The organism is Bacillus sp. JJ1764 (assembly GCF_036962145.1).
In the GTDB taxonomy this organism is placed as follows: domain Bacteria; phylum Bacillota; class Bacilli; order Bacillales; family Cytobacillaceae; genus Neobacillus.
Genome location: NZ_JBALNY010000020.1, coordinates 20,022 through 41,716 on the forward strand (window position 1 = coordinate 20,022; position 21,695 = coordinate 41,716).

Below are 21,695 nucleotides of genomic sequence, written 5' to 3' on the forward strand. Positions count from 1 at the left end.
CTTATTGTGGAATCAGCTCGTAATGCTGGGCCGAGTGCTTTCCGTTTCTGAAAAAGATGCGAATATATTCGTCCTTATCGAGTTCCTTTTCAAATAACTCAGTCGTCCCGGACGGAAAATTACGATTAAACGGGTACACCGTGCCGTCTTCGAGCGAACTCGGGGCGCTGCCGCGTTTTTTCACATACACCAACAAGTCTCTATCAATCGGAAACTCCGTCATAATCGACATTTTCATCAGTTTTTTTGGCTTCAGCCATATTTGTTTATAGCTGATGGAAAAATAAATCTTCGCTTTCGATCCGGTTATATAAGTCAGATTGTCGTCGTTGTCTTGATAGAGCAGTATTAGCCTGCCGTCCCGCTTTTGGCAGGGGATAATCCGATAGGCACTGCGTCCCATCGCTTCTAAGCGCCCTTTGTAACCCTGATTGGCTTTGTATTCCTCTTTGGTATAGAACAACAAATCCCGTTCTTCCAAGTCGTGGAGCTGCTTTAGTTGGTCTACCGGAGCTTTATACAGGTAAACATAATCGACTTCCTTGGGCCAAAACCAGGATAAATGAAGCTCTGAACCTCTGATGGTGGTTCGCACATCCCGAATGGCAAGGGCCGGGGAAGGAAGGGGTTCCCAGTTCATGGTCATCATCCTCCTGTTAAAAACTTTTTCTAATATTATCCTTTTGCGGCTTAGTGCCTCTTATAGAAAAATCAATATCACCGGAATGCCGCGACACCCCGCTTGAAAACTTCTCCCGAATCGGAATGAGTATCGTTCCAAGTCCCGTTACCACTGTTAGTAGAAGATCCGCAAACAATCTATTATAAAATCCGGAAAATAGTCCAGACTCCAGAACCAACCCCGCTAATACTCCCGAGACCAGTCCGGTGATCGCATAGCTTTTCGCCAGATATCGGTTGTCAAACAGGATTCCAAGACTTAAACCAAACAGCCCGCCAAGCAGGTTCAGCAGGATTACCCGGAGAATGGCCAAATAGGTGCTGTCCTGAAACACTCCAAACCGTTCGTCAATAAGGAGACGGTCCTGATTATCGAGATAAATTTTTTCAAAAACCTTCGATAATTCGTCGGCATTTTTCACATCATGGAACGATCCGCCGGTTTTAGAAGCAATCTTTTTTAGCAACTGTGCGCCGCCCCAGTCAATTTTGCTCATCCCCACGGTATTAATGACAATATCTTCACGCTGATATGGTTCAATCACTTTGCTAAAATCAAGTTTGCTGTAGCCGTCGGAGAAAAGAATAACCATCGGCTTGCGTCCGTTTTGTCGGTTGCTATTAATCTCTTTCAGCGCCAAGTCCAAGGCACGGCCAATGTTGGTCCCGCCATCATCCTCCAACCCGTTAATTTGGGCAATCGCATCCCCACGTTCCGGTTTATCACCAATGGAAAACATCGGTTTCGTAAGGTTAGCCTGGTCATTAAAGGAAATTACCGCAGCCCGGTGAGTGGACTTCATCCCGTCAATCAGCCTGGCAGCAGCTTTCAGGCTCTCATGGTTTGGGTCAGTCTTATTCATGCTGCCAGAAGTATCAAGGACGACCACGAAATCATCAGGCGGCTTCACGCTGGAAAAATTAATAGAATAAAAGAATTGAAATAACAGTCCTGCTGCAAACAGCATTACTAGGGTGGAGGGTACGAGCACCTTCCAGCCGCCAGCGTCGACCGTTGATCACCGGAGTCATCAGCTCCGCCAGCAGGCAGAAGAGCCCGAACAATAGAGCCAGCACCCCAAAATAGGCACCGATTAAAAGAATATTGGGCCAAACCCCGTAAAAAGCATCCAGCAGCCATTCGCCAATTAAGGCACCAAGCAGCCCGGCAATGATGCTAAACATCAACAATAGAAAACTAAACTTTCTAACAGGCATATTTACACCTCCCTTGCAGGACTTCGCTCCCCGGCATGAAGCTCATATCCGTCCTTGATCAGGGCGTTATAATAACGTTCAGCCTTACGATAGTAGGTTAAATCTTTAAGACGGAAGCCGCCCATTAATGATAGCTTTTCAATCCCACTCGATTTTTTTTCGTGGGCACAGCCAACCTTGAAATGCCGGGTATCCTGCTCTTTTTCCAAGGCGTAATGCATAAATTTGCTGTAAAAATCGCCGATAAAATATCTTTCCTCATAGCGATGTTCCAGGAAGGTTTGAAATACCTCGATATGAATCGCCGCGTTGTCATTCAGGCGATTATAGAGCTGCTTAAACAGTTCCTCCTTAGAAAGAACGTCCTGATTGTCATACTGGGTATGAACATTAGAACGCTCTAATAATTCGTCCTCAAAGCTGCGGTGGAACTCCTCACGAGACAGCACTTCGCGGTTGCAAACGGTAAGGAGCCTTTCCAGTAAGGCATTTGGCTTTTTCAAAAGATGGTATATATTGCCGAAGAATCGCTCGCTCGAAAAGAAGTGAGGGCCATATTTTTCCTTTAGCTTATTCGTGATCTCGCGAATAACATCGGCATAATACTCCGCGATATTTTTATCCAAATAGTCATCGGAATCTTCATGGAGACTCTCGGCAGCCGTTTGTTTGAGAAGGGAGGAGAGCTGATGCATTGTGTCAACCTTTAGACTCAGCTTTTGATGTCGCTCTTCAAGTATCTGTTGATACTGGTGAAGAATTCCCTGCTTCACCTCAAGTTTGAGGACCTCCAATTTTGTTCCATATACATGTTCGAAAAAGTAATCCAAATACAGCTGCAGATTTTTTTTATCACTAAATGGGCGATAGCTTTTTTTGAACTCACACTGATCCACGGTTTGGCGGTACAGCTGATCCAGCCGGATTTCCGCCTCATGAAGTTCATGTTTCGTGTCGCGGAGCTGTTTGTGGATCTCTGCCATCACACTTTCGCCCGTATCGGCCGTCCAACCATATCCGCAGTAGAGGCCGTATTGTTCATTGTTGATGATTTTTTCATATAAGCAGTGTTCGATTTTTGAGCGCAAATCCAAATTCAATACATGTTCGCGAACCGGATCGGCAAAGTTAGCAACGAAAAAGAGGGTTGTACCGCCCTCGAACAAATAATCCTCCGCTTCGCGTACAGTCATTTTTTTTACGAATTGATAAGAGTTGGTGACAGTCAGCAATCCGTTCATCTCCTTGATTTTGGCAGCGGAAGGGAGGAACTTGGTAAAATATCGCTCAAAGTCGCCTTGAGACAGCTCAAACAATTCGAGTCGTTTTTCCAGTGGGACCGTATCGGCTGTTTCCGAAATGTTCTTGAGATACTCCGTGAAAAAATGGCTTGCTGCATTCAGAGCGATGGCTTTGTTGGGGCGGTTCACTCTGGCAAATCCGGCAGAGGCGTAGACTGGTTCAAGAGAGTTTCCACGAGAGGCTCGTTTAAAATCCTGATGAATATAGCTGTCCATTTTTTCATGGTAATCGGTAATCATTTTTCGATTTTTTAACAGATTGAGATAGCTAATCATTTCCACGTTTTGCCTCGGGGCATCACTGGAAATCAGGCCATTTTCATTTTTATCGCTTAAAAAATAAACCAAATCAAATAATGGGGCGGAATGGCTAACAGGCAGTCTTAGATGATGGTCAATGAGTTGGAGCTCTTGTTCAAAGGTATAGTCGTCGCGCTGATACCGATCTAGTTCACGCAAAAAACTGAATCCCATTGATGCAGCAAAGGCAAACTGGTCGTCTTCTTGTTTTTCGCTTAGGAGTCCATATAAATCCACCTCAATGGTCTTGAACGATTCCTGAAGCAGGCTTCTTAACAATAAAGTAAACTCCTGAATCAGGATATTGGCCGGGTCATCGATGGCTGTGACCACACAAAGATGAACCTTTTGCAGGGAAGAAAAGTACTTTCCATTTTCCGCTATTTTTGTGGTTAGCCGTCGATAGGTTTTATTTAATTCGATCAGAAAGTTGTCATCATGGTGGAAGGTATCATAAAGATGTTTGCGCAACTCCTTGCGGTCGAACTCAGGTTTGGGTAGCTGAAAGGAAAACACATTCTGATGGGTAACTGTCTCAGTTTGATAGGCGTGCACATAAAGGACACCCGGGCTGTTATGCCATTTTTCCTCATTGATTTGAATGATGGTGCTTAAGGATTCCTTTACCGAATCCCCCAGTATTAAAAACACAACCGGGTGACGCACACTACGCTGTTCATGTTGTGACAGACTATTTTGTTCCAGCTGATTTGAAAAGGCATGGGCATACTTTTCCAATAGTTCCTGCAAGCTGTTTCCCCCCTTTTAAGGAGCTACTATAGGTGACACTATAAGGTGACAGGCACCGCCCGTGGACAAATTGGTCGATTTTGTCCACGTGGGGTGGACACCTTTGGTGACAGGCACCAAATTGACTGTGCCAATTTTATGATTTTAATTGACGTAGCATTTCCTGTACTTTGATCATGATTTCTTTGTAGAAATGGTACAGTTCTTCGCCGTTTACAAATTCTTTATAGTCATAATCCAGTGCTTCTTTTTCTTTTTGGTAGGATGCAGCCATTTCTTCGAGGGCAGCAATTAGCTCGTTTGCATTTTCCTGGCTGATCATTTCATTGCTTCGGCGCTCCGATTTGCGGCCAAGCTGATCCATTTGTTTTGGATGAAGGGATTTAAACGCCCGATAGATTTCGAAATCGACGAATTTCGTTGTCTTCATTAGGTTAACGAATGGTTCCCAGGCATCCTCTTCCAGCTCTTTGTCATACACAAAAAGGGCACCGCGTTTGCGTATCGTTTTTGTGTACATGGCTTGAAGGAAGGAATTGATTAATTCCTCTTGTTCCTTTTTCCCTTGAAGATATTGGTCAAGCTCTGTGATTTTCTCCTCAAGCTGGCTGTATTTTTTTACCTCGGCTTTGATTTTTTCAATCAGCTTTGGTGAGCGGATGAAGTTTTCCTTGGCGAGCTCGACACCGGTGCTGCCAAAGATATCACTGGATCCAGCGGATTCCATATTGCCAGCAAACAGATCTTTCAGTTCACGGAGCAGCTGTTTTACATTACCGAGGCTGCCCTGATTGAGTTGTGTTGGATTGACGTCGTATTTGGCAAACAACTCAGGGATATTGATTTCTTTCGTAAAATGGCACTTGAATCGGGCACTGGTGTTTTGGTCGGTATCCTTTTCAGTTATGCAGCTGTATTTCTGGGCTTGATCAAATAAGGCGCGGATGCTGGCATTATAGGCTTTAATCCGTTCATTGCTATACGTATCGCCCCATGATTTCTCCGGAAGGGGTGAAGGGAGGTAGGCCCAGTTTTCAGATGCTGTTTGAACAAGATGGCGGCCGACGCCCTCTTTTTCTAGAATCGTTTTTTCATAAGAACGCTCGTACACTTGGAGCGGCGCATAGGCAAATAACGGAACCCCGTTTTTCGTGTTTAACCAGAATATCCGGTTTTTCAGCTCGCTTTCCTTGATGGTGTAGCGGGAATGGCTGAGCGAATGGCGTTCGAAATTTTTAATGCCGTTGAAAATACTTGGTGCCTTAACTGGAACGGACACAAAGCCCCATTGCGGGAAGTGCAGCTGGCCATTGCTGTTAGCTAGATGGAACACGGGCAGGGCATCTTGGTCCAGACGGGCAGCGATTTTTTCCTCAATAATTCGGTCAATCGGCTGATCCTCACCGTATTTAAGCCGTAAAAAGTCTTCCATTGATTTGGTGATCAGATCACCGAACTGGTCAGTTAAGAACTCGGAAACCGTTCCGACGACATCGATATCGGAATCTTGCACCCAGTAAGTTGATTTTTCCAGGAGCATCTCGGACCATTGCTGAACCAATAGCTCGCCATCTTTGGAATCAAACATCCGCTGGATTTCGCGGGCAACGTCAGGGACACTGACTAAATGCCAGTAATAAGTAACACCTTGGTCATGGCGGACTTCTTCACCGTTCACAAGGATATCGGCATTTTTTTGAAAAATTCTTTTCAGGTTTTCAAGGATTTCTTTATAGATTTCATAAATTTTGTTGTTTTGGCTGTTAATGAGTTGGTATAGATCCTCATAAAATTCAATCATTTCCTCGATGCGAGCTTTTTCGGCACGGGCATCATATTCATTCAGCTTGGCCTCTATATAGGCATTCTTTTTCCGGTCCTTCGAGATGAAGGCGCTTCGGGCATCCTCTAATTTATTTAGGGCATATTCCTGTTCAGATTGAATGGCTTTTGGCAGCCGTTCGAGTCGGTCGCGCAGCCCTTCGATGTAGGCCTGAATGGTTTTTAGGAGACAGAAGCCGTCCTTGGTGAAAATGAGTCTTGACGCATAAATGGGTCCTTTTTTCGGATGTAAGAAAAGACGTTCGGTTTGCTGGCGGAACTCCTCCATGACCTGCCCTGGAAGCTGGAGCTTGCATTTTCGATACTGATCCTTGGCCTTGGCGAGAAATTCCCGCTCTAACTCTTCATCAAGGTTAATGACGTTCGTCCGGATTACGTTATTATAGGAAAAGCGATCGCTGTTTTCATAGCCGGATAATGCTTCAGGCACACGTTCACTAAAACGGTAGTGCACAGAATCCGGGTCTATTCGCAGTTTTTCGGAGAACTGTTCGACGTCAGCTTGGTCAGGATTTGTATCAAACATTCCGTTCATTTTTTCAAAAAGCTTATAGCCGATGTAGGTGGTCATTTCTTCCACAGGGATTTCGGCCATGGAAGCTCCGATGATGTTGTATTGATAATTGGCGGCATATGGCTTCGGCATTTGGGCGATATTGGTGCGGATGTTGCTAATGTAGTCGTGGATGGCAAATTCTTCGCCTGATTGTTTTTCCTCATTGGCCATGAAGTTGGTGATATTTTCTGCGGTGACATTCATGCAGTAATCGTAGGCATTTTCAAGCCACTTACCTTCAAGGTTGGTCCCGGAGATTAAATGGCATAGGTTAAACGGCGGCATAGGGGAGTTGACTTCTAGGAGGCTGCCGTATTTCATGTTGAACCGCTCGTTACGTTCGTCGCAGTTCATCCAATAATCGAGTTCTTTTAAGGCGGCGTAGCCGTTCTTTTCAATATATTCCACAGTGTGGGAGCTTAGTCCGCGTTTCGATAGGTTAACGTCAGGTGTGAACAGGTAGCCGAGAATGCTGATTTTATCAACGCCCGTTGCTCCAAATTTTCGTTCAATGATGCCTCTCGTGATGTAGGAAATATCGAGATAGCAGCCGCTTCCGGTACCGCCGGATAGACCAGTAAGGATAAACACATACAGCTTTTTCCCGCTTCCTTCGAGAACGGCTTCAATTTTTCTTTCAATCGTTTGAACAACTTGGTTGATTTTTGTGAACAAGAGAAGTCGCCCAGCTTGGCGAACTCCGGAGGCTCCGCTGATCCCATCGGTGATAAGGAGCTCTGGTGACAGCCATTCCTTTATGTATGGCTCAAGGATGCTCCGGTTTTGAAGGAGGCCGCCGATTTCCGGATTGGACAGCAAGACAAACTCCTTATTTGGATCAAGACCAATTCCTTTATATTTCTTATTGCGATCATACTCATTTGTCTCAAACGCCAGAAACTCAATATTATCCGGTTTTTCTTTTTTCTTTCGGGAAAGGGGATCCTGCGGCAGTTTAAACCGCCGATTCACCTGATACTTCAATCGGAGCAGCGCATCAATCCCGGTTCCCCCGAGACCAATCACCAACATCGGATTATCAATCGTATCCACCCGAATCTTCTCCGAAATAATCCCCCCGCCAAGAGAAACATCCAACTGCGAAATATGCTCCCTAACATTTGCCTTCATGTAAAAACTCCTCTCCTGCGATGTATCGTAAATAAAGTGATATAAAAACTGACGACGAATATCCAATAAAGGTGACAGGCACCGCACGTGGACAAAACAGTCACTTTTGTCCGCGTGAGGTGGACACCCTGAGTGGCTGGAACCAAATGGCACATCTGGTGCTTTTCAAAATGCCTAAAAAGGTGTCAGGCACCAACACTAAAAGTATTCGATATAGATGGATTTGTTCACTTGCTTTAGCACGACACGAAGGCGGTCATTGCGTTTGATTGGCAAGCCTTTTTTGGCGTCGACGGCGCGGCCGCTTTTTTCGATGGTGCACCCTGAGTTGTTGATTAGCAGCAGAGCATCGCCTGAGAGCGGCTTGAAGGTGATTTGGTCGGTTTCGGCAAATTCAGGCGCTAGTGAGAGCAGCTGATGCAGGCGGAATTTGCCTTTGAAGCCCTTCAGCTTTTTATATTGCGGACTGGTGCGCTCGCCGGTATCTTCGTCTTTGATTTCCACGACGAACTGGCCGCTAAAGCCTCGGTTGGCATGCTTCACCCTTCTAGCCAAGAAGTACCCCAGTCCGGCCAGTACCAGCAACCCGATCACTCCTAGCCCAACATAAAGCCATGGGAATGCTTTTTCATTTTCGGTACTTCCGGCAGCCGGTTTGGCAGCAGCAGGCGCGGTGGCCCCTTGCATCACTTCAATTTTTTGTGGTGCCGTCTCACGGAAAAAGCTATTATCCTCCGCCCGAACTACAACTTCATATGCAGCCGAATTACCAACCTTGAACTGACCGGTAAAGCCCTGATCCCCGGCTGTCAAAGTCACCTCTTCGGTTTTCCCCTTATCCAAATCCTTCACCAGCAGCTTCGCCTTCATAGATTGATAGATTTCTTGGTTGGAAACGGCGGTCCCATTATCCTCGAAATACGCCCCAATCTGCACCGTATCCCCGGCTTTATAGCTTTGCTTCGCTAGTGACTCCAGCTTAAGCTGCAGGTCATAGTTAAAGACCAAATTAATATCAATTTTATCCTGGGGAACCCCTTTGACCTTCAGCGTCCAATCCCCCTGAACTGGCTTCATCAGCTTAACTAATGAATAGGTCCGCGAACGCGACAGCAACACCTGATCGGATGGAACCACTAGCTCCTTACCGGAAGGATCCATCAGCTTTACCTCAACTGGCTGGTTGGAAATCAACGAAATATTGGCCTCCAACACGTTTTCATTCGGCACGGTCAACTTTACATCCTGAAAATCCCCGTTCCCGACTAATTGATGAACGGGTACGATTTTTAACTTTAAATGATTGGCGAAAATCTCACTTAAAATCGCCGGAAGCTGGTCAGCCGAACTGGCTTCGAAAAACTTCCCGCCCGTGCTTTTCGCCATATCCGTTAGCACGCCCTTGTTCAGCTTCCCATTTGCGTTCAACCCAATGGTGTAAACCGGATAGCCCTTTGACCTTGCTGCATTGACGGCCTTCGTCAGATCCTCATCCGCTTGCTTCATTGATTTGGACTTTTTCGGATCCAATTCATTATTCCCATCCGCCAACAGCACAATTAGCGGAAAATACCCTTGCTCATGGCTACTGTCCAGTACCTTTACTGCTTCCTTCATTCCGGAGGAAAGGTCTGTATATGTATATTTTTCAAGGGAATCAATAAATTCCTTTAAATCCTGTTTATCCTCGGCGGAACGGATCGTAACGAGTGCCTTTTCACGCATAACCTCATCCGCATAAGAGATCGCCCCGATTTTGTCGCCTTTTAACGAAGCCATATCAATAAACATTTTCATAGCTTCATAACTAATATTATTAGGGTCACTGCTTTTCATCGAATTACTGACATCAACGACGAGCATCCCCTCAATCCGCGATGTGGCATGTAACGAACTTTCCGCGCGTACATTATAAGAGTGAAAATTCCAGAACAAGAAGATGATAACTAATAATCTACTAAACCATTTTTTACGCATCTGTCGAACCTCCACTGGCAGTTTCACTAAAAATTTACAAATTTTAGCGTTATAATAATATTTTACCATCCAACCCAGCTTATTCCCAAATGATAATTGTATAGAATTATTAAAATTTTGTTATTATAATGAAAATTAAAAAGAAACTATGGAAAAAATTGAAAATTACTTATGATTCTAGCGAAAAAAGGGGAATCGCAATGTATATCATCGTTTTAACATTTCTACTGGCTATCATTTTATTCCGGAAAGGCTACCAATTATTCAAAAATAAACGAAACAGCAGTACCTATCAGGATATTGATGAAGAGTTAATCATCATGATCAATGAAGGTGATTCCATTGGCTAAAAAAGCTTTCCAATTTTCAAAAAGATATCGAACAACATTTCACTTCCAAAAGCTTAAGATGTGCAAGAAATGCAATCGCTACTCCGTATTGAATGAGGAGTCCTGTCCAAAATGCGGAACACCTTTTATCGGCATCGAAATCCTCACGAAAAAAATAGTGAAAAATCGTTTACTTAACGAAATCCTATGGATCTTAATTTTTGTCTGTATTGGTATCATTGCCTCCCCGACTGTACAAACACTTTATTACACCCTCATCTCCGGCAGTACTTTTTGCATGGGGTATATCGTTCTTACTTTAAGTTTTTTCAAAACCGAGTATGTAACCGAATTAAAGAAACTGTTGCGGGTTGATTTGCGAAAAATTAAAGCAGGACTCCACTATGACAGTGAGCTGGCAAAGGAGGATACCAAAGCGGGGCGGCTTGTTTCAGCATACGAAAAACTGCGAGAGATTGGTGAGTTTATCCATGCTGACCAAGTGAAAATCCGCCGAATCATGATTCTTAACGATATTATCCTCAGAACTGACATGGACCTTGAACTCGAGTCACTGATTCCGTCCCGTTATGATAAAGACTTTGTCAACTATGCGTTGGAAATTTTAAAACTGAAGCGAAATCTGTTTACCAAAAAGTGTATCGCCTATTTTGTAACGCATCGTCTGGAGATTATCCGAGATTTCGGCGTGACACCCCTCATTGCTGCAGCCGGTACAGCGTTGCGGATGAAGCTTTATATCCTTGAGTTTTCAGGGTTCATCGAAGATTTCCTAGAGTATCTTCCTAAGGATCGGATTCTCAGGCTTTGCCAAATGATGTACGCGAATCCTGATGTCAACTGGGGCAGCCTTGGTGAAAAGACCCAGCGATTAGTGGCTGTGAAATATCATTACGACCCCGATTTTAAGCGGTTTGCTTTAGAAGAAAGGATTCCAGATTATGCTCAAACTTAGTGTTTATAAAAAAGTTAACATTTCGAGGAATATTCTTATCGTCATTTTCGTACTCCTCCTGGTACTTGTTGCAGGTAAATGGGTGATGGCACATGAAAAATTAGCTGATTATCAGGAAGCGATAAAATTGTATCATGACGGGAAGTTGGTGGCGGCCGAGAAAAAGTTCCGCGAAGCAAAGCTCAATGTGGCCGTTACCGACCATAATGCTGAAATAAAGGAGAAGCTTTCAATATTATCTCCGATCCGCGAGAAAATGGAGGACTTCTCTGACAATGCCGACAGTTATTATAAAAAGAAGGACCTGAAACAGCTTGTCAAATTGTATAAGGAATGGCAGGTCACCAGTAAAAATTGGCTGAATGGAACTCCGATACAAAAGGACATGTATGGAGAGATGCTTGCATTGACTGGTCTTGATCAGGAGTTATCCCGCTACTTTTCACGTTTAAAAGAAACGGAATGGGCTAAGTTATCAAACCGTCATCCGGATGAAACAGCAATTCATAAAAATGTAAACATGATTCCTGCGGAGTACTATGGAGGGGAAGTCGCCAAGAAAAAGGCGATTCGAAGCTCTTTCCAAACCTATTACGCTAGCAAAATTGAAAAGTTGATATCAGCCAATGCTTCGGTTGTAGAAATAGTCAACGAAAGCGGACGGCAATTTGGCATGCTGGCGCAATTTTCAATAGATTCCATCTGGCTGAAAGAGAAACTGGACCGCTACTTGGTAAAGGCACTGACGGCGGCAATCACCAAGAAAGACTATACCGCTTTTGCCGTACAGGCTAGCACGATTCAAAAATTGTCGGCTGAAATGGGAGATGCCAATGTATTTTCTTTTATAGGACGAACGAAGGAGAGCCTGTTGGAAAAGGCAAAAAATTTCATGACCGGAAAAAAGTTTGCTGACGCCATTGCTATTTATGACGCGTTAGAGCCTCTAGTTGGTACAGGTCAATTAATTGCAGACGCCAATCAGGCCTGGGACCAGGCGGAACCTATTCGGGTGCTGAAGCGGCAATTTGCAGACAAGGAGTTCACAAGCTTTGTTGATGCACGAAATAAATGGGGGGCTAACAGTGTTGTGGCCGCAATTTCCAAAGATGGCGGCCTATATTTTGGCAAACTTACTGGCAACAATCCGATGTCGGTGGTGCAAGAAAGTTTAGACGGAACACCGGCTGTAAATCAGTTAGGATTCAATAGCAAACTAAGCGCATCCGACACTCCTGTTATCTTTATTGATGCGAAATCTTCAACTCGGAAACATCGCTATTTGGCCTATGAAGTCCGGGGAGAATCATTAAGAAAAATTCTGGATATCGACGCAGACCTTTTAACAGTTGAGTCGAAGGGTGTAGTGGTAGTGGACAACCCAGTAGGAAAAGGTGAGGGTGAGCTCAGCTATTATGAGGCAGATGGCAGCGGAGACTACCGTTTTACCAAGATAAAGGTCGATTTTGTTGATATTGATGTAAGAGACATTCTGAAATATACCAACCGAAAAGTACGTTTCACTGCATTCATGGCATCAAAAACCAACGATGGTGCACTGGTGGTGTTATCAGAAGAATTCAATGCCAGCAAATCCCGAATGGAAAAGAAGTACTTATTGCTGAAAGGTCGTGTGGATCTGACCATTTATCAGAATTACTCAATTATTGGCGTCTTTCATGGATATGATACCATTACGAATGAATACGACGAACTGGTTGAAGTTCCAGTGTTTCAGGTGGAGAAAGTGGAATAGAGAATGGGCCAGCCTCAATAGGCAGGCTGGTTATTATTATGTGGTGAGGATAAATTTTAACAGAGCATCTGAAGGACATCCCGCGAGAAAACCGGCCCAGAGAATTCCGATAGAATGGGTCTCCAGGAATTCCCGCTACAAAAAAATAAAAGAGAAGACCGATAGAACCGATGCAAAACATTCACTCTCCAAAAAATAATAAGAGATGTCCAAGAAAGCCACATTCTTCCCAAGACACCCCTTATTAAACCAGCTCAAAAGCTCTATTTCACCTCCGAAACCGTAAAAAACCGATTAAACACCCCGACCGTTGTAAGCTTCCCCATCCCGGCGTCCGTAAAGTCCGTTTTATAAATTGAAAAGACAAAGTAATCTTTTTGCGTAGTGCCAGCGTCAAAGAGAGGCTTTCCGGCAACCGACAATATTCCTTTTTGCAAAATATTGGAGGATTGGTCCATCTTCTTGTGGTTGATCCAGTCGATGTATTCTGTTCGGCTTGGGTTCGTGTTGGATAGGACATAAATAACGGCAATTAAGAGAATGAGTGAAAACATGCGTCTCATTTTTCTCGGCTCCTATTCTATAAAAAATTGGCTTGTACATTCATATGACAGTATCGCCGGAAAAATAACAAAACAAACGTTTGAAACCGCCTGACACCATGCAAAAGAAGCTTCTACTTTCTAATCTCTACGAATAAAATAAGGTGATAATGGCAATTTCCTATGTTAAATTAGTACTATTATAAACTCTCAAATAAAAGGGGATATCTTCATGAAGAGAACATGGAAATGGATGATTGCCAGCGTGTTATTCCTTATTCTCTTAAACGGTTTGGGGATAGCCGCGGTATATATGTTGGGAAGATAGCAGAGATAAATTTTACAAGCAGGGGCTGACGGGATGACGACGAATCTAACACAAACAATTTCGAAAAAGTTACTTGTTGCGCTACTGATTGTAGCAATTGGGGCTGAAATATTGCTTTATGTCAGCCGTTATAGTTATTTGGCCAGCACACTGTATGATGCGGTGATGGTGGCTTCCATTTTTGTGGGTATGAAGCTGCATCCTCGCCTAAGGGATGAACACGCTGCCCCGAAAACAAAGCGGCAGCTGACCCTACAATTTACCGGTGCCTTTTTGCTTTTTTTTCTCGGGAGTACGATCATTAATATCTATTCCAATATGGTGTTTAAGGATTTTAGCACTGACTATGATCAATATGTGCAGGCCTATACGGAAATCCAGTCTGGAGTTCCAGAAAATCATGCTCCTAAAATGACTCCATTTTGGTCGTTTATTGATAAGATTGATACGATTGGAGATGATCTATATACGGATTCCTTGGCCGGCCTTGAAGAGGTTTGGCGTCTCGCCTACATCATTCTTATTCTCTTAGTGTGCAAAAAGCTATTTTCCAAACGATGGGAGACGGGTTCAAGGGATCCTTTTCTGATGGTTGCGCTGTTTTTGACTTCGGTTATTTTTGGTGTGGACCATACTTTGGATACCGAGTCTGCTTGGACGGTGAAAATTGGCACAATCGTGACATTTGCCAATATGGGTTTCCTTTTTGGTATCATCCTTTTATGGACACGTAATCTGTGGCTGACCGTGCTGGTCCATTCTATTTATGACATAACCGCCACGGTGTCTTGGTACTATCTCGATTATGCCGTTGAATTATTTGCTCTTGTTGTATTAATCGTACATATCACACTATTTATTATGGAAAAAAGGAAAAATCGTCAAATAAGATTGGTGGAGAACGTCCACACAAATATTGCGGAATAGGAAAGGCAGCGACCACTAACAGTCGCTGTCTTTCTTTTTCAATGAGGCGAGGCCCTATCCAGATGCCACTCCTTTGCATATATAAATAGTAGAGGAGAGGATATGTATGAATATTATTCAGCGGCAGATCCCGGCATCTAATAAAGAAACACGGCCGGGAATTAGGATGGTGCCTATGTATATTACGATCCATGAAACCGATAATCCGGCTCGGGGTGCAGATGCAGTTGCGCACGCCCGGCTGCAAGAACGCGGTAATAGCAGGCAGGCTTCGTGGCATATGCAGGTTGATGAAAATCAGGCGATCCAATCCATTCCATTTGATGAAATTGCCTGGGCAGCTGGGGATGGCCGTAATGGGCCAGGGAATACAAAGTCGATTCATATTGAAATTTGTGTCAATGCTGATGGAGATTACCAGAAGGCAGTACGGAATACAAGTGAAGTGGTTCGGGAGTTGATGGTGCGGTTTCGTATTCCCATCTCCAATATTGTTCAACATAACCATTGGACCGGAAAAAACTGTCCGAGGTATTTAAGAAGTGGAGAAAAAGGTATTAATTGGAATGACTTTATCACTATGTTAAAAAGAAACACGGTTCAGGTTGAGCCGATTGTACCAGCGGATCCTGTGTTTGTTAAAAGTAACACAATTATTCAGAGGGTCCGTGCGCTGGTGAGGACCGATATCCGAAAAGCACCGACACATCTCTCCGAATTTGTTCGGGACACTGAGCCAGGAGAAGTATTTGATGTTTACGCCCGTCAAGGAGACTGGCATAATGTTGGCGGTGCAAACTGGATTGACGGAAACGGTGGGGAGAATCTTTATTGGATTGATAACCCTGCAGCGCGTAACAAACAAGCTGATAGCATCCCATACCCAGGTAATTTGATTCAAAGAGGCTCAAGTGGAGAAAATGTTTTGCGAATCCAGCAAATGTTGGGAGTTAGTCCAACAGGAACATTTGGACCGAGAACAGAAGCAGCTGTAAGAGAGTTCCAAAAGCAACATGGTCTTAGTGTCGATGGAATAGTTGGGTCGAAAACGTGGTCAGCTATATTTTAGAAAAAAGGAGTTGAAGCCAATTATATTTGGTTAAACTCCTTTCCTGTTTATTTTGAAAAACAGGATAAAAGTATTGTTTTATAATTGTCGAAAATTGTAATTTTATGAAAAGTAATAAATAAAAATAGTAGTATACTCCTTTTTATATTTCTTACGAATAGTACATATTAATAGTAAAATAGGAAATAGATTTCCAAGAAAAATGTCGAATGGTGATTGTCGAAAAAATAATAGTTTGCTATTATTAGTCTGTATTGTTATGAAACTATATAAATCTATCTAAAATAGAGGTGAATATGATTAAAAAGAAAACAAAAAAACTACTATTGTTTGCCTCTTTTTTTACTACATTAGCAGTATTTGGTCAACATAAAGCTTTGGCAAGCAATGTAGCTTTGCTCCCAACTGGATATATTGATTTACCTACTCAAAGTGCAACGATTAAAGACGACATGATCGTTAAAGGATGGTTTTTGGACGGAAACGGCGTAGCAAAAATCGATGTTCTCGTCGATGGAAAAATCATCGGACAAGCTCAATATGGCCTGTCACGCCCGGATGTAGCCAGAGTATATCCGCAATATAATAATCAAAATTCAGGATATAACCTGGTTTTGAGCTCAAAGACTCTCACAAATGGTCCGCACACAGTGACAGTTCGAGAGACTGGCAAAACCGGTGCAACGAAAACGCTGGACAGCACGAAGGTTAATGTACAAAATGCGATAGCAGCTGCCGTAAGGGGCTGTATGGATTTTCCAGCTAATGCTGCAACAATTAATGGTGACATGACTGTCAGCGGCTGGTTTTTAGATACAAGCGGTGTTTCTAAAATTGATGTCCTAGTTGATGGCAAAAGTGTGGGACAAGCCCAGTACGGTTTATCCAGACCAGATGTCGCGAGAGTGTTTCCAAGTTTTAATAATACGAACTCTGGCTACAAGTTAACTTTTAACACGAGCAGCCTTTCAAACGGTCAGCACACCGTGACAGTTAAAGAAACTGGGAAGAACGGTGTTATCACTACTCTTAGCAGTGCAAAGGTGAATGTACAAAATACTATAGCAAGAGGCTGGATGGATACCCCGTCAAATAATGACTCAATCAAAGGGAAAATGGACGTTAGCGGCTGGTTCCTAGACGCAAGCGGAGTTTCCAAGGTTGAGGTCTTGGTTGACGGGAAAAATATGGGCCAAGCTCAGTACGGTCTATCTCGTCCAGATGTGGCGAAAGTATTCCCTAGTTACAAAAATGGCAATTCAGGTTACAAGTTATCAATTGATACTAGTGGCCTTACAGCAGGACAGCATACTGTAACGGTTCGAGAGACAGGGAAAAATGGCTCAACGACTACACTAAATAGTGTAAAAGTAAATGTGCAGAATCCGGAACCAAAGGGATCATTGGATGTACCATCAAATGGAGCAACGATTAAAGGCGACATGGTAGTCAGCGGCTGGTTTTTAGATGTAAGCGGCGTATATAAGATTGAAGTCTTAATTGACGGCAAAAGTGTAGACGAAGCCCAGTATGGTCTTCCACGAGCTGATGTCTATAAAGCATTCCCGACCTATAACAATACCAATGCCGGTTATAAGCTACTTTTTAATACGAGAAGTTTAGCAAATGGCCAACATACGGTAACGGTAAAAGAGACGGGCCAAAACGGAGTTTCCAATACGTTAAACAGCGTTAAGGTAAATGTGCAAAATCCTCCGGCAATCGGTTCGATCGATTCTCCATTAAATGGTTCGATGGTGAAAGGCGACATGGTGGTAAGCGGTTGGTTTTTAGATTTAAGCGGTGTCTCCACGATTGAAATATTGATGGATGGCAAAAGTATTGGTACAGCCACTTATGGAAGTGACCGTCCTGATGTCCTTAATGCCTATCCGGATTTCCAAAATTCTAACTCCGGATACAAGTTAACCGTGAACAGTTTAATGTTTTCTGAAGGTCAGCATACCATTACTGTGAAAGAAACTGGAAAAAATGGCTCGATTACTACTATTAACAATACAATTTTTGTTTCTAATGGAAATCCTTATTTGCAAATCGATTTAAGAAAGCCATCGAATATCACAGCAGCTGACATTATTGATTTTTTCAATAAAAAGAATCATGCTGACAGTCCATTAAAAGATTACGCTCAATACTTTATTGATGCACAGAGCAAGTATGGTGTGAATGCACAGTATCTTGTTGCCCATGCGATTTGGGAAACAGGTTGGGGCGGGTCCAATTTAAAAAACTATAAGCACAACCTATTTGGGTATGGTGCCTATGATTCCTGTCCTTTTACTTGTGGATATTATTTCCCGACAGCAGGAGACAGTATTAATTATGAAGCCTTTGTTGTCAGACGGGATTATCTGAACTCTACAGGAAGTTACTATAATGGTCCGACTTTAACAGGAATGAATGTTAGATATGCAACGGATCAAAATTGGGCGAACGGCATTGCAAATCTCATGCTGGGCCTTAAACCGTTTGATGCAGCTCAATATTTTAAATCAGATGTTATGGGGGCTTCATCAACAGATCCTCCATTGTTTGGAAGGGATATTCCAGCAGGAAAACCATACCCATCGGATATTATTATTAACAACACTGTAGATACTTATGCAACCGTTAATCCAGGTGGCGTTACGCTAAGATCATTACCGTACGTCTCCACTTCCACAACTCTTAAATCTTTAGCAGCTGGAACGGATGTAAAAGTATTAGGATACAATACAGATGTTTTATACTACCAGGGAGATGCGACCAAATATCCATACGACTACCGTTGGTACCGGGTTTTAGCCAATGGCCAGCAAGGCTGGGTATATGGAGGGGCATTAACGTTTAAGTAAAAATGTGCACTGAAAGGATAACTCATTTCCGGGTTATCCTTTTTTGCTAGTATAATTGGGATAATTATTGAAATGGAATGAAACCTAGACCCTTTTGATGATAATATGTACATATAATAGAAAGTGATGGGAGTATTATGGTGAAAAAAGTACAGATTTTATTATCTACCTATAATGGAGAAAAATATGTAGCTCAGCAGCTGGACAGTCTTCTCCAACAGGATTATCAAAACCTTGAAATACTGGTACGTGACGATGGCTCGAAGGATCAAACGGTCAACATAATAGAATCCTATGCAGCCGAACATTCAAATATCCAGTTGATCAAGACTGTGAATAAAGGAGTTATCTCCAGTTTCTTTGAATTGGTGGAAAAAGCATCGGATTCTGCTGAGTACTTTGCCTTTTGTGATCAGGATGATTTTTGGAAGCCGACAAAGGTATCCAGAGCAGTTGCTTTGATGGAAAAAGAAGCTGCCAGCGTTCCTGTCTTATATTTTTCACGGCTGGAAATTGTCGATGAGAATCTGCAATTTTTAAAGCACTCTCAAATTCCCCCGAAAGGTGTCGGCTTTGAAAATGCCTTGATTCAAAATGTGGCGACAGGATGCACGATTCATTTTAACAAAGCAATGCGTGAGCTCTTTATTTCACATGTTCCGGCAGTGGATAAGGTTACCATGCATGATGCTTGGTTTTATTTATTGGGGGCGGCGTTTGGCAAAATTGTCTATGACCCGGAATCCCATCTCCTGTATCGTCAGCATTCCTCCAACACGTTAGGAATGGCTGACAATAAAATCAAAAGTGCAATGGTTCGCTATAAAAACTTTCAGAAAACGGGCAGGGACAAGCCATTCACAAAGCAGGCTGAGGAGTTCTATCGCTTATTTAAAAATGACCTGACCGAAGCGCATCGAAAGGAAATAGAAGATTTCTTATATAAGCGGAATTCTTTTTTCAAGCGGTTGGGGTATAGTTTGAACACTCCACTTTACCGGCAGAATCATAGGGATACACTTATTTTCAAATTATTATATTCGATAAAGAACTATTAATAGGAAAAAACGCAAAGGACTCGAGAATCCTTTGCGTTTTTTTTATTCCTCACTAACTTTCATTTGCTCTTTAAACTTCCAAATATGAATGCCTTTTTTCCAGAGGAAGATCGCCATTAACATGGTAGCAAACAATTCTGTGAGCAATGAGTTATAGGCCGTTCCGACCTCTTTAAATGTCGGGATTAACAGCACAATTAAGACAATGCTGAAGATGCTGGAATAAATATAGATGCGTGATAATTGTTTTTTATAATCAAAGTTAATCATCGTTAGGGTTCCAAACACATTGGCCCATCCCAAAATCAGCGGTAGCCCAGCCATAATGTACAGTAAAGGAATACTATTCTCATATTCAGGACCAATCAAAACCACATACTTCGCAAAAAGTACCACGAAGAGGGACAGAATTCCCATCAGCACGGTAATCAAAATAAATAATTTATTGAGCATATTTAAAGCAGACTGTCTGGATTCCTTTAGTGCCTTGCTTAAGTAAGGATAGACAGTTTGAATCAGCGGTGCAATAATCGTGGTGATCGCTTTAATGACCCTTTCTGCACCTGCATAATAGCCTACTACGGTATTACTGGCAAAAAAGCCTAAGATGAAGGTATTACTGGTTGTATACATTGTGGTCGCAAAGGTGGAGATGAAAATATCCCATCCTTCTTTCAGTTGAAATATGATATCAGCTTTAGTTGGTAAATACAGTTTCACCTTATATTTCACGAGTACAATATATAAGGCAATCACACCAATTAGAATATATCCCAGTGAATTCAATAGAGGGACGATTAAAAATTGATCACTGTTTTTCACCAAAACAAAGATACCAATTGTAAAAATGAGTTTAGAAATAATATTCAAGATAGAGATAACTTTCATATGCTCGATCCCCTGGAAAAACCAGATTGGGAACAGTGCGTTGCCTATGGCCATTCCAAAGGTTAGGAAGTAAATAATGCTATCTTCTTGAAACTTCGGTATGAATAGGACCAATAGTAACATCACTAAGAAACAGACAATGAGCAACACCATTTTTACCGTCATGACGGATGAAAAAATCTTTGATACTTGTTGTCTATCATCACGATTTAAAGATATTTCTTTTGTTGCGGTTAAATTAAAGCCGTAATCGGTAAAAATGATAAAATATTGGATAAGAGCTTGTGCGAATTGAACCAAACCAAATTTCCCCGCACCTAATACATGCATTAAATAGGGCAGTGTGATGAGAGGCAGAATTAAGTTTAAACCTTGCACGCTAGCCAAAGATAGAAAGTTAGTGATTAAACGTTTTTTATGTGACATTTAGTTTTAGAATGCTCCTTTGTCTTAACCTTTTTGCACCTCTATTATCATAACGGTGAATAGGAAAAGATTCAATGTAGAAACGAAAAAAGCCCACTTAATTTGGAAATTAAATGGGCTTTTAAGAGTTAGTTAGAATACGTATTGATTTTTGCTACTGCTTCGGATTGCAAATTTAATTGCTCGCGTAATTTGTCTGAAAGGCTTTGTCTGGTTTCATCATCTACAACCCAATACCAGCCTCCGTTAATCATTTTGCCTTCACCTTCAACTTGAAGCTTTTCAATGGATTCGGCAGCGACTTTGTAGTTTGATTGAATATCAATCATATCTGATAGATTGAGGTTTGTATTGATGTTGTTCTCCAGTGCTTTGAGAATATCATCGTATTTCGTTAATGTTTTAATAGATTTACCTTTGGCAATAATCTTGGAGATCACTTCTCGCTGTCTTTCTTCGCGGCCAAAATCTCCTCGAGGATCCGCTTTTCGCATCCGTGCGTACATCAGAGTTTCAATTCCGTTCAAATGCTGTGGTCCTTTTTCAAGGGTAACTCCGTCCAGATTAAAGGCAATTTTATTGTCAACATCAATACCGCCTACCGCGTCGACAATATCTTTGAACCCTTGCATATTGACCTTGATGTAATAATCAATCGGTACATTTAGGAAGTTTTCGACTGTATCGATTGATTCTTCAATTCCGCCATACGCATAGGCAGCGTTAATTTTCGCAATTCGATTTTTGTTTGGATTTTCATTGTTAATCAATTTTGTTCGGGTATC

The 21,695-nt window shown here is 42.5% G+C and carries 16 protein-coding genes; 7 read left to right on the forward strand and 9 right to left on the reverse strand.

Annotation, left to right across the window (positions count from 1 at the left end):
• Nucleotide 1: 1 nt before the first annotated feature.
• From V7083_RS03265 to V7083_RS03290, 6 genes are all read right to left on the reverse strand, one after another.
• Nucleotides 2-640, reverse strand: a complete 639-nt coding sequence (locus V7083_RS03265; RefSeq protein WP_335475322.1) for a beta-mannanase — start codon at nucleotides 638-640, stop codon at nucleotides 2-4.
• Nucleotides 641-656: 16 nt separating this feature from the next.
• Nucleotides 657-1,673: a vWA domain-containing protein gene (locus V7083_RS03270; RefSeq protein ID WP_335475324.1), complete on the reverse strand. Its 1,017-nt coding sequence runs from the start codon at nucleotides 1,671-1,673 to the stop codon at nucleotides 657-659.
• Nucleotides 1,603-1,899: a hypothetical protein gene (locus V7083_RS03275; protein ID WP_335475326.1), complete on the reverse strand. Its 297-nt coding sequence runs from the start codon at nucleotides 1,897-1,899 to the stop codon at nucleotides 1,603-1,605. Before V7083_RS03275 ends, V7083_RS03270 begins: the two co-directional genes overlap by 71 nt.
• A gap of 2 nt (nucleotides 1,900-1,901) precedes the next feature.
• Nucleotides 1,902-4,250: a hypothetical protein gene (locus V7083_RS03280; protein ID WP_335475328.1), complete on the reverse strand. Its 2,349-nt coding sequence runs from the start codon at nucleotides 4,248-4,250 to the stop codon at nucleotides 1,902-1,904.
• Between the two features lie 136 nt (nucleotides 4,251-4,386).
• Nucleotides 4,387-7,779 carry a tubulin-like doman-containing protein gene (locus V7083_RS03285; protein WP_335475331.1) on the reverse strand — a complete coding sequence of 1,131 codons (3,393 nt, stop codon included), beginning with the start codon at nucleotides 7,777-7,779 and terminating at the stop codon, nucleotides 4,387-4,389.
• Between the two features lie 198 nt (nucleotides 7,780-7,977).
• Nucleotides 7,978-9,756, reverse strand: coding sequence for a vWA domain-containing protein (locus V7083_RS03290; RefSeq protein ID WP_335475333.1), 1,779 nt, complete (start codon nucleotides 9,754-9,756; stop codon nucleotides 7,978-7,980).
• Between the two features lie 200 nt (nucleotides 9,757-9,956).
• On the opposite strand from V7083_RS03290, the gene V7083_RS03295 reads away from it, so the two are divergent.
• The 3 genes from V7083_RS03295 to V7083_RS03305 are packed head-to-tail and all read left to right on the forward strand — an operon-like array spanning nucleotide 9,957 to nucleotide 12,817.
• The gene (locus V7083_RS03295; RefSeq protein WP_335475335.1) at nucleotides 9,957-10,106 is read left to right on the forward strand and encodes a hypothetical protein; all 150 of its coding nucleotides are present in this window, start codon (nucleotides 9,957-9,959) and stop codon (nucleotides 10,104-10,106) included.
• On the forward strand, nucleotides 10,099-11,061 hold the full coding sequence (locus tag V7083_RS03300) for a hypothetical protein (protein WP_335475337.1): 963 nt from the start codon (nucleotides 10,099-10,101) through the stop codon (nucleotides 11,059-11,061). Before V7083_RS03295 ends, V7083_RS03300 begins: the two co-directional genes overlap by 8 nt.
• Nucleotides 11,048-12,817, forward strand: a complete 1,770-nt coding sequence (locus V7083_RS03305; protein ID WP_335475339.1) for a hypothetical protein — start codon at nucleotides 11,048-11,050, stop codon at nucleotides 12,815-12,817. Before V7083_RS03300 ends, V7083_RS03305 begins: the two co-directional genes overlap by 14 nt.
• Nucleotides 12,818-13,080: 263 nt before the next feature.
• Here the strand turns inward: V7083_RS03305 and V7083_RS03310 are convergent, their stop codons facing one another.
• Complete coding sequence (locus V7083_RS03310; RefSeq protein ID WP_335475341.1) at nucleotides 13,081-13,380, reverse strand: DUF4359 domain-containing protein; 300 nt, start codon at nucleotides 13,378-13,380, stop codon at nucleotides 13,081-13,083.
• Between the two features lie 340 nt (nucleotides 13,381-13,720).
• Between V7083_RS03310 and V7083_RS03315 the strand changes: the two genes are divergently transcribed.
• The 4 genes from V7083_RS03315 to V7083_RS03330 all read left to right on the forward strand — a co-directional run bounded on the left by V7083_RS03315 (nucleotide 13,721) and on the right by V7083_RS03330 (nucleotide 19,596).
• Nucleotides 13,721-14,614 carry a CPBP family intramembrane glutamic endopeptidase gene (locus V7083_RS03315; RefSeq protein WP_335475343.1) on the forward strand — a complete coding sequence of 298 codons (894 nt, stop codon included), beginning with the start codon at nucleotides 13,721-13,723 and terminating at the stop codon, nucleotides 14,612-14,614.
• Between the two features lie 106 nt (nucleotides 14,615-14,720).
• The gene (locus tag V7083_RS03320) at nucleotides 14,721-15,683 is read left to right on the forward strand and encodes a peptidoglycan recognition protein family protein (protein ID WP_335475346.1); all 963 of its coding nucleotides are present in this window, start codon (nucleotides 14,721-14,723) and stop codon (nucleotides 15,681-15,683) included.
• Nucleotides 15,684-15,979: 296 nt separating this feature from the next.
• The gene (locus V7083_RS03325; protein WP_335475348.1) at nucleotides 15,980-18,538 is read left to right on the forward strand and encodes an Ig-like domain-containing protein; all 2,559 of its coding nucleotides are present in this window, start codon (nucleotides 15,980-15,982) and stop codon (nucleotides 18,536-18,538) included.
• Between the two features lie 137 nt (nucleotides 18,539-18,675).
• Complete coding sequence (locus tag V7083_RS03330; protein WP_335475350.1) at nucleotides 18,676-19,596, forward strand: glycosyltransferase family 2 protein; 921 nt, start codon at nucleotides 18,676-18,678, stop codon at nucleotides 19,594-19,596.
• Between the two features lie 42 nt (nucleotides 19,597-19,638).
• Here V7083_RS03330 and V7083_RS03335 read toward each other — a convergent pair whose 3' ends face one another.
• Nucleotides 19,639-20,910 carry a flippase gene (locus tag V7083_RS03335; RefSeq protein ID WP_335475352.1) on the reverse strand — a complete coding sequence of 424 codons (1,272 nt, stop codon included), beginning with the start codon at nucleotides 20,908-20,910 and terminating at the stop codon, nucleotides 19,639-19,641.
• A gap of 128 nt (nucleotides 20,911-21,038) precedes the next feature.
• On the reverse strand, nucleotides 21,039-21,695 hold a 657-nt coding region (locus V7083_RS03340; protein ID WP_335475354.1), incomplete at its 5' end, for an LCP family glycopolymer transferase.

What these genes read in the sequence shown, in the direction of transcription:
- V7083_RS03320 (WP_335475346.1), top strand. Translation starts at nt 14,721, where the DNA reads ATGAATATTATTCAGCGGCAGATCCCGGCATCTAATAAAGAAACACGG.
- V7083_RS03295 (WP_335475335.1), top strand. Translation starts at nt 9,957, where the DNA reads ATGTATATCATCGTTTTAACATTTCTACTGGCTATCATTTTATTCCGG.
- V7083_RS03335 (WP_335475352.1), bottom strand. Translation starts at nt 20,910, where the DNA reads ATGTCACATAAAAAACGTTTAATCACTAACTTTCTATCTTTGGCTAGC.
- V7083_RS03325 (WP_335475348.1), top strand. Translation starts at nt 15,980, where the DNA reads ATGATTAAAAAGAAAACAAAAAAACTACTATTGTTTGCCTCTTTTTTT.
- V7083_RS03290 (WP_335475333.1), bottom strand. Translation starts at nt 9,756, where the DNA reads ATGCGTAAAAAATGGTTTAGTAGATTATTAGTTATCATCTTCTTGTTC.
- V7083_RS03285 (WP_335475331.1), bottom strand. Translation starts at nt 7,779, where the DNA reads ATGAAGGCAAATGTTAGGGAGCATATTTCGCAGTTGGATGTTTCTCTT.
- V7083_RS03330 (WP_335475350.1), top strand. Translation starts at nt 18,676, where the DNA reads ATGGTGAAAAAAGTACAGATTTTATTATCTACCTATAATGGAGAAAAA.
- V7083_RS03310 (WP_335475341.1), bottom strand. Translation starts at nt 13,380, where the DNA reads ATGAGACGCATGTTTTCACTCATTCTCTTAATTGCCGTTATTTATGTC.
- V7083_RS03315 (WP_335475343.1), top strand. Translation starts at nt 13,721, where the DNA reads ATGACGACGAATCTAACACAAACAATTTCGAAAAAGTTACTTGTTGCG.
- V7083_RS03265 (WP_335475322.1), bottom strand. Translation starts at nt 640, where the DNA reads ATGAACTGGGAACCCCTTCCTTCCCCGGCCCTTGCCATTCGGGATGTG.
- V7083_RS03305 (WP_335475339.1), top strand. Translation starts at nt 11,048, where the DNA reads ATGCTCAAACTTAGTGTTTATAAAAAAGTTAACATTTCGAGGAATATT.
- V7083_RS03275 (WP_335475326.1), bottom strand. Translation starts at nt 1,899, where the DNA reads ATGCCTGTTAGAAAGTTTAGTTTTCTATTGTTGATGTTTAGCATCATT.